Origin of the sequence: Staphylococcus sp. GDY8P45P (assembly GCF_017892745.1) — a bacterium.
Taxonomy (GTDB): Bacteria; Bacillota; Bacilli; order Staphylococcales; family Staphylococcaceae; genus Staphylococcus; species Staphylococcus cohnii.
On sequence record NZ_JAESLS010000009.1, the window covers coordinates 94964 to 110176 of the forward strand.

The 15213-nt window shown below is 32.6% G+C and carries 18 protein-coding genes; 9 read left to right on the plus strand and 9 right to left on the minus strand.

The features are described from left to right. The first annotated feature begins 67 nt into the window (after nt 1-67). On the plus strand, nt 68-958 hold the full coding sequence (locus tag KA873_RS10275; protein ID WP_210140312.1) for a LysR family transcriptional regulator: 891 nt from the start codon (nt 68-70) through the stop codon (nt 956-958). Between the two features lie 190 nt (nt 959-1148). On the opposite strand, the gene fusF is transcribed toward KA873_RS10275, so the two are convergent. After that, nucleotides 1149-1793, minus strand: a complete 645-nt coding sequence (fusF, locus tag KA873_RS10280; protein WP_183077236.1) for a fusidic acid resistance EF-G-binding protein FusF — start codon at nt 1791-1793, stop codon at nt 1149-1151. Between the two features lie 406 nt (nt 1794-2199). Here fusF and KA873_RS10285 point away from each other — a divergent pair, with 406 nt between their 5' ends. Beyond that, nucleotides 2200-3156: an NAD-dependent epimerase/dehydratase family protein gene (locus KA873_RS10285; protein WP_107385818.1), complete on the plus strand. Its 957-nt coding sequence runs from the start codon at nt 2200-2202 to the stop codon at nt 3154-3156. 546 nt (nt 3157-3702) lie between these two features. After that, a complete protein-coding gene (locus KA873_RS10290) occupies nt 3703-4779 on the plus strand; it encodes a branched-chain amino acid aminotransferase (protein ID WP_107384022.1) in 1077 nt (358 codons plus the stop codon). Nucleotides 4780-4915: 136 nt separating this feature from the next. Here KA873_RS10290 and KA873_RS10295 read toward each other — a convergent pair whose 3' ends face one another. Beyond that, nucleotides 4916-5431, minus strand: coding sequence for a cupin domain-containing protein (locus KA873_RS10295; protein WP_348634398.1), 516 nt, complete (start codon nt 5429-5431; stop codon nt 4916-4918). A gap of 165 nt (nt 5432-5596) precedes the next feature. On the opposite strand from KA873_RS10295, the gene KA873_RS10300 reads away from it, so the two are divergent. Together KA873_RS10300 and KA873_RS10305 are read left to right on the plus strand one after the other, a co-directional pair. Further along, nucleotides 5597-6283: an HAD family hydrolase gene (locus tag KA873_RS10300; protein WP_107385816.1), complete on the plus strand. Its 687-nt coding sequence runs from the start codon at nt 5597-5599 to the stop codon at nt 6281-6283. Between the two features lie 216 nt (nt 6284-6499). After that, complete coding sequence (locus KA873_RS10305) at nt 6500-6889, plus strand: hypothetical protein (RefSeq protein ID WP_107385815.1); 390 nt, start codon at nt 6500-6502, stop codon at nt 6887-6889. A 198-nt stretch (nt 6890-7087) separates the two neighbouring features. Here KA873_RS10305 and KA873_RS10310 read toward each other — a convergent pair whose 3' ends face one another. After that, nucleotides 7088-7750 (minus strand): deoxynucleoside kinase, encoded by a 663-nt coding sequence (locus tag KA873_RS10310; protein ID WP_107384018.1) that lies wholly within the window; start codon nt 7748-7750, stop codon nt 7088-7090. Next, on the minus strand, nt 7743-8360 hold the full coding sequence (locus tag KA873_RS10315) for a deoxynucleoside kinase (protein ID WP_107385814.1): 618 nt from the start codon (nt 8358-8360) through the stop codon (nt 7743-7745). The genes KA873_RS10310 and KA873_RS10315 overlap by 8 nt, the downstream gene beginning before the upstream one ends. Nucleotides 8361-8424: 64 nt before the next feature. Between KA873_RS10315 and tadA the strand changes: the two genes are divergently transcribed. The 3 genes from tadA (at nt 8425) to KA873_RS10330 (ending at nt 10472) form a co-directional block, all read left to right on the plus strand. Beyond that, a complete protein-coding gene (gene tadA, locus KA873_RS10320; RefSeq protein ID WP_119536048.1) occupies nt 8425-8934 on the plus strand; it encodes a tRNA adenosine(34) deaminase TadA in 510 nt (169 codons plus the stop codon). An 80-nt stretch (nt 8935-9014) separates the two neighbouring features. Further along, complete coding sequence (locus KA873_RS10325; RefSeq protein ID WP_107384015.1) at nt 9015-9887, plus strand: Cof-type HAD-IIB family hydrolase; 873 nt, start codon at nt 9015-9017, stop codon at nt 9885-9887. 18 nt (nt 9888-9905) lie between these two features. Further along, nucleotides 9906-10472, plus strand: coding sequence for an NADPH-dependent FMN reductase (locus tag KA873_RS10330; protein WP_107385812.1), 567 nt, complete (start codon nt 9906-9908; stop codon nt 10470-10472). Between the two features lie 136 nt (nt 10473-10608). Here KA873_RS10330 and KA873_RS10335 read toward each other — a convergent pair whose 3' ends face one another. The 5 genes from KA873_RS10335 to KA873_RS10355 form a co-directional block, all read right to left on the minus strand. Beyond that, nucleotides 10609-10947 (minus strand): transcriptional regulator, SarA/Rot family, encoded by a 339-nt coding sequence (locus KA873_RS10335; RefSeq protein WP_107385811.1) that lies wholly within the window; start codon nt 10945-10947, stop codon nt 10609-10611. Between the two features lie 29 nt (nt 10948-10976). Beyond that, nucleotides 10977-11792 (minus strand): helix-turn-helix transcriptional regulator, encoded by an 816-nt coding sequence (locus KA873_RS10340; protein ID WP_210140316.1) that lies wholly within the window; start codon nt 11790-11792, stop codon nt 10977-10979. Nucleotides 11793-12175: 383 nt separating this feature from the next. Further along, nucleotides 12176-13054, minus strand: coding sequence for a GTP cyclohydrolase FolE2 (gene folE2 / locus KA873_RS10345; RefSeq protein ID WP_107386566.1), 879 nt, complete (start codon nt 13052-13054; stop codon nt 12176-12178). 14 nt (nt 13055-13068) lie between these two features. Then, complete coding sequence (gene bshB2, locus KA873_RS10350; RefSeq protein WP_019468220.1) at nt 13069-13734, minus strand: bacillithiol biosynthesis deacetylase BshB2; 666 nt, start codon at nt 13732-13734, stop codon at nt 13069-13071. A gap of 12 nt (nt 13735-13746) precedes the next feature. Then, a complete protein-coding gene (locus KA873_RS10355) occupies nt 13747-14106 on the minus strand; it encodes a YojF family protein (protein WP_107386567.1) in 360 nt (119 codons plus the stop codon). A 358-nt stretch (nt 14107-14464) separates the two neighbouring features. Between KA873_RS10355 and nagB the strand changes: the two genes are divergently transcribed. Next, complete coding sequence (gene nagB / locus KA873_RS10360) at nt 14465-15193, plus strand: glucosamine-6-phosphate deaminase (protein WP_107504836.1); 729 nt, start codon at nt 14465-14467, stop codon at nt 15191-15193. Nucleotides 15194-15213 lie beyond the last annotated feature (20 nt).

Consider the following 15213-nt stretch of genomic DNA (forward strand, 5'->3'; position numbering starts at 1 on the left):
ATATATACTAATGTATAATTAGAATTTTTTAAGTTTACATAAGCTTTACTAATGTAAGGGGGATATAATGAATTTTGAACAATTATCGTACGTAAAAAAGATTTATGAGTTAGAATCTATTGTTCATGCTTCAGAAGCTATGCATATTAGCCAATCAGCAATGAGTCAGTCCATTGCTAATTTAGAGTCAGAGTTAGGATATAAAATTTTTAATCGTTCACGCAAAGGGACATTGCCGACGGAAGTTGGAAAACGACTTATACCTTTGATTATAGATATTTTAGAAGCTCAGACGGGTTTATTATCTGAAGTAGAAGCATTGCATAGTAATATCAAAGGTTCATTGAAAATAGCTACCATACCAACTTTATTTAATAAAATTGTACCTAAAGCTTTATCAAACTTTAAAAAGGACTATGCGCATATTGACGTAGAAGTGTTTGAAAGTGATAGACAAGAGATTATAAAAATGATTGAAAATAATGAGATAGACATCGGGCTTATAGGAAAAACTGAAAATGAAACTTTTAGTCATCGTATTGTCCCACATTCATTAAATTTATCTACTGATTTTAAACTAATTGTACCTAAAAAATCTAAACTGTCTTTAAAAAGCATGGTTGAAATGGAATCGATTAAACAGTTTCCTTTTGTCTTGTATGATCGCAATTTTTATCATAATAATTTTAAAGCATTTGAAGATGAGAATGGGCCGTTAAAAATTGTGTTTAGAACGAATAACCCAAGTGTATTGATTAAAACAGTTTCTGAAGGATTGGGTGTAAGTATCGTATCGAGTTTGATGCTAGAAGATGATCCATTTATATTAAATGGTTTAATTGAGATGTTACCCATTGGCTCACCGTTTGATTATTATATTTATTTTACAGCTTTAACAAATGTTAATCATGTTAATGAACAAACAATTCGTACTTTTATTGAGTATTTAAAAAAATAAAGTCCCACTAACTCAATAAATTGAGAAGTGGGACATATGCATGAGCTTGAGCGCTACGTTTTTCAATTTTAGTCATCGCTACAGGGGTGGGAGGACGAAATCTTATTATTAAAATTAAATTTCTGTCTCATTACCCCTTATTTTGTGCTTGATATCCTAGACGGTTAACATGTTAGTTTAGATATAAATTTTATGACTGTATTTTATCGACGAATTGATAAAATTGTGTAATGTCTGACAATTGTTGGTTACATTTGATACTGTCAAAACAAATATAGTCACCTTTTTTGGTATATTGTCCATCACTAGAAGTACGAGTTTTACGCATAAATAGAGCGACATTAGATTCCTTATTACAAATTGCGCAATAACCCTTAACGGTTTGGTTAGCAATGTCACCATAAAACCCAGTTAGTAATCCTTGTTCGTCATAATAGATGATGAATTTTCTGTTTGAAGCGATATCGTTCCATCCAATATAAGTACTTTCCAAAAGAATTTCATCACTAATAAGTGGCGATTTAAGCTTTTTAATTTTACGAAAAGTTTTTTCAACTTGCTTCTTTGAAGGGTGTTCAAATGGTATGACATATGTTTGTAAAGTTGCTAAAATCTTATCTACTTGAGCTTTAGAAATGCGTATATTCATTAATTTTTCAATAGCTTCAATCAGCGTATCGTCTGTTTGATGAAACTGTTGATAAATGTCTTCTTTGGTTGTTTCTTTTATAGAAGTAATTGTATTTAAGTCATTTACAGATTTATAAGCATTAAGTAAATGTGCGATGCGTTCTTTGATATAGTTAAATTGATATGGATAAAGTTGTTTTTCCAATTTTTTAAATTCCTTTCACATTATAATTCTTAAAAGCAAAAGATGCTTTGTGAAAAGAAATTTTAAACAAAGCATCAAACTATAGACAGTAATTGCTTTGTATTAATAATGAAGCATTGTTATGCAACATATCATCATCTCCACGTAATGTATTTGTTTGTTTTATATCAAATTCATAAAGAAATGTCAAAAGCAATATATGATAAAGTTTTCTCGTGAATTGAGATAAAAAACTTAACAATATTCAGTTTTTGCCTACAATATCATTAAAATATAACAAATCGATTTATGTACACTCGTGGTATACAAAAAAGCGCTTTTATAGTATAATATTTATAAATACTAGATGTTTGTCCATTACAAAAATACATTACATTTTCTGTAATAAACAAGGGAGTTTTTGATTATGAAAAAAATAATGATTACAGGTGCTTTAGGTCAAATTGGTACGGAGCTCGTAGTAAAATGTAGAGGGTTATATGGAAACGATAATGTACTTGCTACAGATATTAGAGAGCCAGAAGCAGGTTCAGCGATTGCTGATGGCCCATTTGAAATTTTAGATGTTACAGATAAAAACAGAATGACAGAAATCGTTGAGTCTTTTAAACCAGATACTTTAATGCATATGGCTGCACTATTATCTGCAACGGCTGAGAAAAATCCACAATTTGCATGGGATTTAAATATGGGTGGTCTTTTAAATGCTTTAGAAGTAGCTCGAGAATATGATTTACAGTTCTTTACACCAAGTTCAATTGGTGCATTTGGACCTTCAACACCGAAAGTAAACACACCACAAGTTACGATTCAACGACCAACTTCTATGTATGGTGTTAATAAGGTTGCTGGTGAGTTATTATGTCAATATTACTTTGATAAATTTGGTGTAGATACAAGAAGTGTTAGATTCCCTGGATTAATATCACATATTAAAGAGCCTGGTGGCGGTACAACAGATTATGCAGTAGATATCTATTTTAAAGCAGTTCGTGAAGGACAGTATACAAGCTATATTGCCAAAGATACATTTATGGATATGATGTATATGGAAGATGCGGTTGATGCAATTATCAAGCTAATGGAAGCAGACGGTGTGAAATTAATTAATCGTAATGCGTATAATTTGAGTGCAATGAGTATTGAACCAGAAATGGTCAAAGCGGCAATTCAAGAACATTACCCAGATTTTAAATTAAATTATGAAGTTGACCCAGACAGACAAGGAATTGCGGATAGTTGGCCGAATAGTATCGACACTAGTTGTGCTAGAGCAGAGTGGGACTTTAACCCTAAATATGATTTGGCTAAAATGACAGAAGTGATGCTTAAAGAAATCTCAAGAAAAGATAAAGTCAGATAATTATTTTTGCAATGATTGATGAAGCAGTGACTAACACATAATAATCTTTTTCAAAATAAAATCGCTAATCCATTATGGGTTAGCGTTCTTTTGTATTTAAATTTTTACGATTTTGATTGGACATGTTTGTCTAGGATGTGAGTTACATATTTCAAACCCGTAAGCCTGTCACTCCTCTTATTTTCGTCAACGGTAGCACTGTGGCAATTTAATGCAATTGATAAGTTTTAACCCTAAAAATATGCCTTTTTTGCATTGTTCAATACATTTGATCAATGAAAACTTTAAGCTTAATTTCTAATAATAAATTGCGGTATATAAATGTGAATTTCTAAAGTATATCAGTAAATATGAACGTTTATACTTTAATCAGAGCCACTTATGTACTATTTTTTTATATAATGATAAGCTTGATTTAATAAATTTAATTAGTCTAACATAAAGATATTGTTATTTTTTAAATTTTTTGAAAATTATTGAACGAAACTATTCTGATTGGTATAATTTAATGTATTACCTATTAATAGAACATTGGAGGAAACAGTCATGTCAGAAAAAATTAAATTGATACAGCGTGAAAGCCTTAAAGAAAAACCGGATCCAAGTAATTTAGGATTTGGAGAATATTTCACAGATTATATGCTCAGTTTCGATTATGATATTGATCAAGGTTGGCATGATTTGAAAATTGTGCCTTATGGACCAATTGAACTTTCTCCAGCAGCCCAAGCATTACATTATGGACAAGCAGTATTTGAAGGATTGAAAGCCTACAAACATGATGGTGAGGTAGATTTATTCCGACCATCTGAAAATTTTAAACGTATTAACAATTCTTTGGCACGTCTGGATATGCCTAAAGTTGATGAAGATACCTTGTTAGAAGGTTTAAAACAATTAGTAGATATCGAACGTGATTGGGTGCCAGAGGGGGAAGGTCAATCATTATACATAAGACCCTATGTATTTGCTACTGAAGGCATTTTAGGCGTACGACCTTCATATTCATATAAATTATTAATCATTCTATCACCTTCAGGTTCATATTACGGTGGGGACTCTTTAAATCCTACAAAAATTTATGTGGAAGATGAATATGTGCGTGCTGTCCGTGGCGGTGTTGGTCATGCAAAAGTTGCTGGTAACTATGCAGCTAGCCTTTTAGCACAAACAAATGCATCAGCACAAGGCTATGATCAAGTATTATGGTTAGATGGTGTAGAGCAGAAATATGTTGAAGAAGTCGGCAGTATGAATATCTTCTTTGTAGAAAATGGCAAAGTGGTTACACCAGAATTAAATGGTAGTATTTTACCAGGTATTACACGAAAAACAGTCATTGAATTAGCGCAAAATCTAGGCTATGAGGTAGAAGAACGTCGCGTATCTATCGATGAGCTAATTGAAGCACACCATAATGGTGCATTAACTGAAGTATTCGGTACTGGAACAGCAGCGGTTATTTCACCAGTTGGTCAATTGAAATACGGCGATACTGAAATAGTTATCAATAATAATGAAACAGGAGAAGTAACTCAAAATTTATATGATAATTATGTTGGTATTCAAAGTGGTAAACTTGACGATCCGAACGGCTGGAGAGTAGTTGTACCAAGATATTAAGTTTTTTCAAAAATCGATAACAATAGTTATTACAATAAAAGGAGCAAGTCAGAAATCTAATTTAACAAAGATTTCAGCGTCTTGCTCCTTCTTTTTTGTTTGAAAACCATCAGCATTAAGACAGCGATGTTTCAACTTATTGCCAATATTTATATAGTGGGCCATCCTTGCCATATATTGGATCTGTGTCAGGTAAACTTATGTTTTTGATGTTCTCTAAATTTTGTGGCCATTCATCAGGTTTCCCTGAACAAAAATCATAATCATTACCATTTGGGTAAGCACCAATTACTGCAAAATCATGATGACTATGAACAAGTTTATGGCCAAAACCAGCTGGTATGATAATGACATCACCCTGTTGTATATCTACATGAGGGCCAAGTTCACCGCCTAGTTGTACGGTGGCCTTTCCTGAAACAACAATAAGTACTTCATGTGTATTGCTGTGATAATGATGTGTTGGAAATATGCCACCACGCCAAGCATTTGACCAATTGTTCTTAGATAAAATATCTAGAGGGCTCTCTTTTGGCTTGATTACATTTTTATATAGCAGTAATGCATATCTGGAGTTATTGGGAATCGAATCATCGCTGTCGCAAGAAATGGTTTCTATTTGAATATTAGGATTAGGCGTCAATGTATTCACCTCTTTTGTGGTATTACTATACGTCATAACCTAAATTTTAGTTTTTTAAACGGTGTGCATAGTCAGTGTGTTAGTTGAGTTATTTGTTTTAAGAACGATTTTTATATTAAAATTAAGTAGTAAATTGAGTGATACATATTGTTTAACATAGGAGCTGTTGAAAACATGGAATGGATATTATTTGATAAAGACGGCACAATCATATATTTTGATCGCAGTTGGATGAAAATAGGGTTGCAACTCGTTGATGACTTTATGGAAACATATAAGGATTCGATTGCTGATATAGATGGAAGTTACGCGTATTTAGGTATCATAGATGGCGAAATTCAACCAGGTACGATCATGGCGTCAGGAGCATTAGATGAAATGATTGAGGCATTTTGTAAAATTGCAAATCAAGATGTAACAAATTGGGCTCAACAAAGAAGTCAAACACTTGTTGATAATAGGGTGCCAGAAAATGTTTTAGTTGAAGGCATCAGCGAAACACTAGATACGCTGAAACAAAGAGGTTACAAATTAGGTATTGTGACAAGTGATTCTAAAAAAGGGGTAGAGCAATTTTTGGAATACACACAATTCGACCATTACTTCGATATTGTAATTTCTACTGAAGCGGATGCCGTTGAAAAACCAAATCCTGAAGTGTTGAATCCGCTTTTTTATAGATATAATGTAGAACCTGAAAATGTAGCAATTATAGGTGATACTGCGAATGATATCCAAACTGGCATCAATGCTAAATTAGGGTTGAAAGTTGCAGTTTTAACTGGTGTTGGCTTAAGAGAATCTTTTGCTCAAGCGGATTATATTTTTGAAACTGCAAATAGTGTCGTCGATATATTATAATAATAGAAATGATGCACAAAATATGGGAGTGGGACAGAAATCTAATTATATTAAATAGATTTTGTCGTCCAACCCTAGCAAGGATGACTAGAATTGAAAAAACTTGATTTAAAGCGCATTTTCAGTTCAGTCATCTACTGACAATATGAAATGAGGTTGGTACGAATCCATTATGTCTCAGCCTCTTTTTGTATAAAACGTATATGGGGTGATTGAATGATTGATGGAAGATATGCAACTTATCGTGGGGAAACATATAAAGTGGTAGAAATTGTAAGTAATGAGGTATTGTTAGTTACTGAAGATGAACGAGCTACAGAACATGGTTTTGAAGCACAAACATATCGTCACGCTGCGCATACATTATATTATAAAAATGTAGCCAGAGACGATGTTGATGAACTTTATGAATTATATCAAGAAGCGAGATATAGTGGTGCTATTTTTGATTTATATCAAGACGTAGAGGGTCAATTGTATATTGGAACTGAAGATGAAGATAAAGCAAGTACATTTGATCTCGACCAAACAGATGAATATTATTATAGTAAATATGTTGATGAAGATGAGATAGAAAAGATTATATATCGTAAACATATTGAATAAAGTCCCACTTCCCAACTTGTTGGGTTAGTGGGGCTTATGCATGGGCTTTTAACTCAGGTGAATGAGTTATCTTGTTGAAGTGGGACAGAATGAATTTATTTAAAATGACTTCGTTGTCCGACCCTTTATTGTGCGCTACAAAATCTGTTTTATAGCGTACGTATTGTTGTTTTTAAATACTTTCAAACAGTGAAAATATTATCGTTGATCTACATTGCGATAAGTTTCAATGATGTGACGGATTTTATCAATGACAGGGTTTAAGGATTCTGGATCTGCATGTAAATCATATTCATTAATGTTCACCCTTACAACTGGACACGCATTGAATTCACTAATCCAGTCTTCATAACGTTTGAATAATTTTTGCCAATATTCTGGATCTGTTTCAATTTCCATTTGGCGACCACGTTGTTTGATACGATCAATCACTTCATCATAATCACATTCTAAATAAATAAGTACATCTGGTTTTGGGAAGTAAGGTGTCATGACCATAGCATTAAATAGTTCAGAATATGTGTTGAAGTCTTCTGGACTCATTGTGCCTTGTTCTTCATGCATCTTAGCAAAAATATCAACATCTTCGTATATTGAGCGGTCTTGGATAAAACCACCACCGTATTCAAACATACGCTTTTGTTCTTTGAAACGCTCAGCTAAAAAATATATTTGCAAATGAAAGCTCCATCGTTCAAAATCATTATAAAACTTATCCAAATAAGGATTGTGATCTACATTTTCAAAAGACGTTTTGAAATTTAATCTTTGTGCTAAAGCTTTCGTTAATGTTGATTTTCCAACGCCGACTGTACCAGCGATTGTTATCACAGCATCTTGAGGGATACCGTATTTATTCATCATCTTTTCCTCCAATCAATGGTTGCACTAAATTTAAAATATAATTATAATCATTTTCTTGCTTCATGAAATCTAAATCAGTCGTATCTATTCGAATCACACTTTCACCATCTGCTTTTAATGAACGATAATATGCATTATAATCACGTTTTAAATTAAGTAAGTAGTCGTCTTCTATCTGATGTTCGAAGCTACGATTGCGTAATGCGATGCGCTTTTTCAATATTTCTAAATCTGCATCTAGAAAGATAATCACATTTGGCATTTCCAAATCTTCAGTTAAAATATCGTAAATTCTAGAAAATTTATCGAATTCAGAAGGTGTTAAAGTATTATTTGCAAATATTTTATTTTTATAAATATGGTAATCACTTACGATGCCCGTATGAATTGCTTCAAGATCTTGAAATTGTTTGTAACGATTACATAAAAAGAACATTTCTGTTTGGAAACTCCATTTGGAAATGTCTTCATAAAAATCGGATAAAAAAGGATTTTCATTTACAATTTCTTTTTCTTCATAATAATTAAAAGTTTGACTAAGCTTATGTGCTAGTGAAGATTTACCGACACCAATCGGTCCCTCAACAGCAATAAATTGTTTTTTCATATTTTTACCGCTCCAATGTTAAAATAGACAATAAATATTGTACCATATGTGAGGTGATAGACACATGTATACTGACCAATTTTATATGGAAATTGCGCTAGAAGAAGCACGAAAAGCTGGTGCTATTGGAGAAGTACCAATAGGCGCCATTGTCGTGAAAGATAATGAAGTCATTTCACGGGCGCACAATTTACGAGAATCCACCCAAGATCCTACTGCACACGCTGAACATATTGCGATTCAAAAGGCTGCCAAACAGCTTAATAGTTGGAGGTTAGCATCCTGCAAACTTTATGTTACTTTAGAGCCTTGTGTGATGTGTTCCGGCGCAATCGTCATGAGTCGTATTCCCGAAGTGATTTATGGGGCGCAAGACTTAAAAGGTGGTTGTGCAGGTAGCTTGATGAATCTCTTGCAAGAATCGAGATTTAACCATCGCGCAAAAGTTACTACAGGCGTATTAGCAGAGGAATGTAGCCATTTATTGAAGACATTTTTTAAAGACATTAGACAAAAGAAGAAAATCATACGAACAGAGGATAATACAAATTGTGAAACTTTTGGTAAAATATGAATGTGTTACAAAATTATGGCGAATGATAAATGTGTCATTAAATAGGTGTTATTGAGATAAAGTAGAAACGAGGTAAGCCAATGATAAATTTAATTGCAACAGATATGGATGGTACGTTATTGAACGCTGCACATGAAATATCAGAAGACAATATCCAAGCTATCAAATATGCACAATCACAAGGCATCACAGTAGTAATTGCTACAGGACGTGCATTTTATGAGGCGAATGCACCAATCAACCAAACAGATTTAAAAGTGCCATATATTTGTTTGAACGGTGCAGAAGTAAGAGATGAATCATTTAATATTATGAGCACTTCAAATTTAAATAGAGAACTCATAAATCGAATTACAGAAGAACTAAATAAAGAAAATATTTTCTATCAAGTGTATACGAACTTAGGCATCTATACTGAAAATCCATTACGGGACTTAGAGATTTATATTGATATTGCGCAACGTGCTGGACAAGAAGCAGATGTGGAAAAAATAAAAAGTGGTATTCAAAAACGTATTGATAACGGTACGTTAAAAGTAGTTGATAATTATGACAAAATTCAAGATACACCTGGTGAAATTGTAATGAAAATATTAGCTTTTGATAGTGATTTAGAAAAAATTGATCGAGTTAGTGAAACATTAGCAAAATCAGAAAGTTTGGCAGTTTCTTCTTCATCACGCGGAAATATAGAAATTACGCATTCAGATGCACAAAAAGGTATTGCTTTAAACACGATTGCAGAGCGTCTAAATATTGATATGAAAAATGTTATGGCAATCGGTGATAATATGAATGATGTTTCAATGTTGGAACGCGTTGGCTATTCAGTCGCTATGGAAAATGCGGCACCAGAAGTTAAAGCAATCGCAAAATATGAAACAGATTCTAATGAACAAAGCGGTGTGGGTAAAGCGATAATGAAACTACTTAGAGAAAATAACAAATCATAGCATGAGGTGAAAGTGTAGATGAAAGGATTAATCATAATAGGGAGTGCTAAAATGGGCTCGCATACGAATGCTTTAGCCCATTATTTAAAAGGTCATTTTGAAGACCAATATTTTGAGGTAGAAATCTTTGATTTAGCAGAACATCCAATTCATCAATTGGATGTTTCTGGCGTATCTTCGCCAAGTGAAGTATATAAAAATAATTTAACATTATTACAAACTAAAGCGCGAAATGCAGATTTCTTTGTATTAGGAACACCAAACTACCATGGTTCATATTCCGGTATTTTAAAAAATGCATTAGATCATTTAACGATGAATGATTTTAAAATGAAACCAGTGGGGTTAATTGGCAACAGTGGTGGTATTGTAAGTTCTGAACCATTGTCTCATTTACGTTTGATTGTACGTTCATTACTCGGAATCGCAGTGCCAACGCAGATTGCGACACATGATACAGATTATAATAAATTGGATGATGGTACTTATTATTTGGATAATGAGGAGTTTCAATTACGTTCGAGATTATTTGTAGATCAAATTATTTCGTTTGTAAAAAATAGTCCGTATGAACATTTGAAATAATGTGAAGTTATTTTTGATTAAAAGATTACAATAGAAGTTGTATCTTACGATGTACATAATCTAAAGGTTTTTGGAGCGCATATAAAATCAAACGTTAATTTGATTTTATATGCGCTCTTATGTTGTTGGTAATGAATTAAGCACTACTGTGAAGTATTGAATCAACAATTAAATGATACTGTTCAATCAGCTGTTTAATTTCTGCTAACTTGATATCATGCAAATAAATACATCTTTCATCAGTTTGATCTCGAGACTTTTTTAAAAGATTAAGTTCGATGAAATGATTGATTTGTGATGAAACAGGTGAATTTTGGACTTGTAATAACTTTTTCAATTCAATAGCATTTATTTTATTTTTATTGAGATAGAGTAATTTATCCAAAATGATTACTTCGGAAATAGTAAGATTCAAGTTTTGTTTCACCACTTTATTAATCAATCCTCTTTTTTCTTCATAAATAATAGTATTCATGTCGTCACCACACTTTTAATATTTTACTTTTATGCGTTAGATTGAAATTGTTGATAAAAATCGAATTTTAAATGTTGAATTTCTGACCGACTTTTTGTATGGGGGTGAATATCGGAAGGATGGCAACCAATAACATTGTTGAAAAGATAGCAATATTCATTTTGAGTACGAAAACCGTAACGTTGTTGTACGATATTTAAATGATCACCGTTAAGCAAATCGCATACGGAAGCATGAATTTTAGATGACGTAATATATTGAGATAATTTACAGTTCATCAATGTTGAAAATTCTCTTGATAGAAAGCTATTATTTACAAAAAAATAATTAGCGATTTGTTTGCAAGTTATTTTAGTAGTTAAATGTGTGTTTACATATTGAACCACATCTTTAATTAAAGCTGTTTTATAACTGCATTGTATTTCGGAACTTTGCGAGTTATGATACTCAGAATATTGAATATTTTTAATCAAATGCTTAATGGCTTCGTTTAAGTTACTTATAGATTGATGTTGAATCGCATCAACTATATCTAAAAATTGGACGCGTCTCTCTTTTTTAATCGATATATGTTCAATAGCGTCAAAATTTAGTTTCTGAAAGTATTGATAATAGTAAAAATTATTTAGTGAAAGACAAATTAAACTACCATTAAAAGAGATTTGTGTATTGGATTCATAGTCATGGACATGAAATACGTCACCTACTTTAAAATGGTGGAAAGTAGTGTTTTTCAAAACCATAAATTCTCCTTGTGTTATTAAAAAAACATGCAGAAAATGTGGTCTGCTTAATTGACTTATAGGGACATGCTTCGCATGATATGTTTTTAAAGTATAATCCATTTTATTGATTTCACCACTTACATCAAAATAAAAATTAATTATAAACTACTACTGTCATTATTTTAATATGAAAATTGTATATAGAACATTAATAAAATTTAACAGTTAATATACATTATTTTATAATTAGTTGCAGATGGGGATATTTAGTGGTGGTATTTTTAAATGAACCATTAAAATTTTACTATTACAAATTTAAGTAATGAATTTGGAGAAAAATAACATTATTTAGTAACTATAGAAAGTTTAATTGTTGGGAAAATTTTTTGAAAATAAAACAAAGTTAGAATCAAAAATAATAGGCTGCTAAACTTCTATTATCATTTAGAAATTCAGTAGCCTAATTTTTGATGACTTGCTATATTGATTTGTAGCTATGCGTGCTATTTTCTATATTTTATTTTTGCAAAAGCATCATGTTGGTGAATAGATTCTTCGTTTCTGCATTCAATATCAAAGCCTTCAATCCAATCAAAATCAACTAAATCTGCTGCGATAAGGCGAATCAAATCTTCAACAAACCTCGGATTTTCATAAGCGCGTTCCGTGACACTTTTTTCATCTGGTCGTTTTAATATAGGATAAAGTATAGAACTTGCATTGGCTTCCATTGCATCTAAGATTTTTTCTTTGTAATCGTCTGTTAAAATAGCTTCGTTGTTCAAAATAGCTTTAACTGTAATGATACCGCGCTGGTTATGTGCCGAATACTCACTAATTTCCTTTGAACAAGGGCACAATGTTGTAACTGCAGCTTGTAGTGTAATTTCTTTGCGTGTAATACTTTCTTTGTCTATCGCCATACCGTATGTCACATCTGCATGACCTACTGCTTTAATATTCGTGATCGGACTGTGACGGTCAAAGAACCATTTAGCTGAAACATCAACACCAGCAGCATTTTGTTCCATGCGCTCTTGTAAGCTACGCAAAAGTCGATATAAAGAATCAAAATCTAATTCAATGCCATTATCGTAGTGTTTTTCAACACTTTCTAGAATGCGGCTCATGTTTATACCTTTTTCATCTTGATTAAGGCTAGTTGAAAAACTGAAGTTTCCAGCTGTTTGGAAACGATCTACTAATACAGGGTATACAAGATTTTTAATGCCTACTTCTTCAATTTCAAATAAGTAGTTTTTATTCGTGCTTTGCAAATCTGTCATTTCTTCTTTAACGGTTGGTTTTGTACCTTCGATTGGATCAACTGAACCAAAATGCTTCCATCGACCTTCTCGAGTTGATAAATCAAATTCTGTCATGATATTGCCTCCACTTAAGATTCAAAGTTATAAGTCCAATAAGGTTCAACTTCTAAAAAGCTTTGCGCTTCTCCAGAAACATCAGGTGTAGCAAGTTGTTTCAAGAATGGTCCCGTTTGAGATGCGTGTGCTTCAAAAGCGCGAAGTTTTACCTCTTTATAATCACTGATCTCATTTAGAATGTCAGGTTCACCTAATTTTTCAGGCGCGTCATTGCTAAATGCAACAAGTTGTAGACGGGGTCTTTCTGATGGTTTCATGCGTCCCACAGTTCTCACAACTGCTTCTGCTGTAGCTTCATGGTCTGGGTGTACTGCAAATTGAGGATAGAACGATATGATGACGGATGGGTTTAATTCATCAATTAATGATTGCACCATCTCATCCATTTCGTCGTGAGGTTCAAATTCTACAGTTTTATCACGCAAGCCCATTTTGCGCAAATCAGTTATACCAATGGCTGCCATCGCAGCTTCTAATTCTTTTTCACGAATGTCCGGCAAAGATTCACGAGTGGCAAATGGTGGATTGCCTAAATTACGTCCCATTTGACCTAATGTTAAACAAGCGTATGTGACTGGTACACCATTATCTATATAACGCGCCAATGTACCTGCAGATGAGAATGATTCATCATCTGGATGTGGAAATATAACTAATACATGGCTTTCCTCTGTCATGATTTATCCTCCTTATGCTTTAAATGATTGAGTGCTTATTTCTAAAGCAGCTGCTAATTGACCTTCATAATTAAAACCAGCTAATAGAAACTCACCATGTTCATTTATTTCGTAGTGTGTTAAACCTTGAACATAGACCCAACCGCCATCTTTGAGTTTCAAACCTACGCGATATGGATCTTTATTGCCACCTTTAAGCTGTGCATGCTCAAAAGTGACTTGAATATTTCTTAAAAAAGTGCCCGCGTTAAATACACGTTGATCAAAATGTGCAGCATATGCACCATTCGTTGTCTCTACATGTAAATACACGGGTTTATCTTCATATGAAGAAAGTAATGTTTGTACTTTTTCATCTATTATTGGTTCCAAACTTTTGCCTCCTTGATTCCAAAACCCTATACTTTTATGAAATAAATTGTACTATACAAGTGTTAATAAAAATAATTAGTCTAATCTTTAGTGTAAACTGACTTTGAAACATTTTCTACCTGAAAAGTGAATTTCAACTTAGATTTATACATAAAATTTGATTATCTATTTATTTTACTAAAAACAGCGATGAAAATGTATTAGTCTGCTCATTACACCTTTAGTCATTTTATATAATATTTGCAATTTATTAAATATCTATTTTCTGTAAAAAATATCAAAAGAACGTATAATAGAAGTATCATCAAATTTTGTTTATAACAAATAACAAATTCAACATATTGGGGAGGGCAATAATATGAAAGTTACAAATTTAGGTTCTAGTGAATATGCTTCATTTTATGTTGCATGTGAATTGTTTAAACAAATGAGTCAACAACCACATAGTAAGTTAGGGCTAGCTACTGGTGGGACAATGGTCGAAGTTTATGAATTTCTAGTTAGTTTACTGCAAAAGAATCAACTAGATGTATCTGAAATAGAAACATTTAACTTGGATGAATATGTCGGCTTATCAGCGACACATGAACAAAGTTATCATCGATATATGAATGATATTCTATTTAATCGTTATCCACATTTCACGAAATCTTTAATACACATTCCAGATGGAGCTGCAGATGACTTAATGGCAGAAACGAAAAGATACGAAGATTTAATCAATCAAAAAGGGCCACTGGATATACAAATATTAGGTATAGGTGAAAATGGTCATATCGGCTTTAATGAGCCAGGTACTGATATGAATAGCACAACTCAAGTTGTAGATTTAACAGCTAGTACAATCAATGCCAATAGTCGTTATTTTGACAATGAAAGTGAAGTACCTAAACAAGCTGTGTCTATGGGTTTGGCTTCAATTTTAAAAGCGAAAAGAATCATTTTATTAGCATTTGGAGAGAAAAAGAGAGCGGCAATTGAACAATTAGCTAAGCATGAAGTAAATAAACAAGTGCCAGCTACGATATTGCTCGCACATCCAGATGTCGAAATTTACGTTGATGACGCTGCAGCACCACGCTTATAATCTCTCAGTTTAAATCATCA

Excerpts from the sequence above, each read along its gene's own strand:
- KA873_RS10275 (WP_210140312.1), top strand. The coding sequence starts at position 68 with ATGAATTTTGAACAATTATCGTACGTAAAAAAGATTTATGAGTTAGAA.
- KA873_RS10285 (WP_107385818.1), top strand. The coding sequence starts at position 2,200 with ATGAAAAAAATAATGATTACAGGTGCTTTAGGTCAAATTGGTACGGAG.
- KA873_RS10290 (WP_107384022.1), top strand. The coding sequence starts at position 3,703 with ATGTCAGAAAAAATTAAATTGATACAGCGTGAAAGCCTTAAAGAAAAA.
- KA873_RS10300 (WP_107385816.1), top strand. The coding sequence starts at position 5,597 with ATGGAATGGATATTATTTGATAAAGACGGCACAATCATATATTTTGAT.
- KA873_RS10305 (WP_107385815.1), top strand. The coding sequence starts at position 6,500 with ATGATTGATGGAAGATATGCAACTTATCGTGGGGAAACATATAAAGTG.
- KA873_RS10310 (WP_107384018.1), bottom strand. The coding sequence starts at position 7,750 with ATGAATAAATACGGTATCCCTCAAGATGCTGTGATAACAATCGCTGGT.
- KA873_RS10315 (WP_107385814.1), bottom strand. The coding sequence starts at position 8,360 with ATGAAAAAACAATTTATTGCTGTTGAGGGACCGATTGGTGTCGGTAAA.
- tadA (WP_119536048.1), top strand. The coding sequence starts at position 8,425 with ATGTATACTGACCAATTTTATATGGAAATTGCGCTAGAAGAAGCACGA.
- KA873_RS10325 (WP_107384015.1), top strand. The coding sequence starts at position 9,015 with ATGATAAATTTAATTGCAACAGATATGGATGGTACGTTATTGAACGCT.
- KA873_RS10330 (WP_107385812.1), top strand. The coding sequence starts at position 9,906 with ATGAAAGGATTAATCATAATAGGGAGTGCTAAAATGGGCTCGCATACG.
- KA873_RS10335 (WP_107385811.1), bottom strand. The coding sequence starts at position 10,947 with ATGAATACTATTATTTATGAAGAAAAAAGAGGATTGATTAATAAAGTG.
- KA873_RS10340 (WP_210140316.1), bottom strand. The coding sequence starts at position 11,792 with ATGGATTATACTTTAAAAACATATCATGCGAAGCATGTCCCTATAAGT.
- folE2 (WP_107386566.1), bottom strand. The coding sequence starts at position 13,054 with ATGACAGAATTTGATTTATCAACTCGAGAAGGTCGATGGAAGCATTTT.
- bshB2 (WP_019468220.1), bottom strand. The coding sequence starts at position 13,734 with ATGACAGAGGAAAGCCATGTATTAGTTATATTTCCACATCCAGATGAT.
- nagB (WP_107504836.1), top strand. The coding sequence starts at position 14,465 with ATGAAAGTTACAAATTTAGGTTCTAGTGAATATGCTTCATTTTATGTT.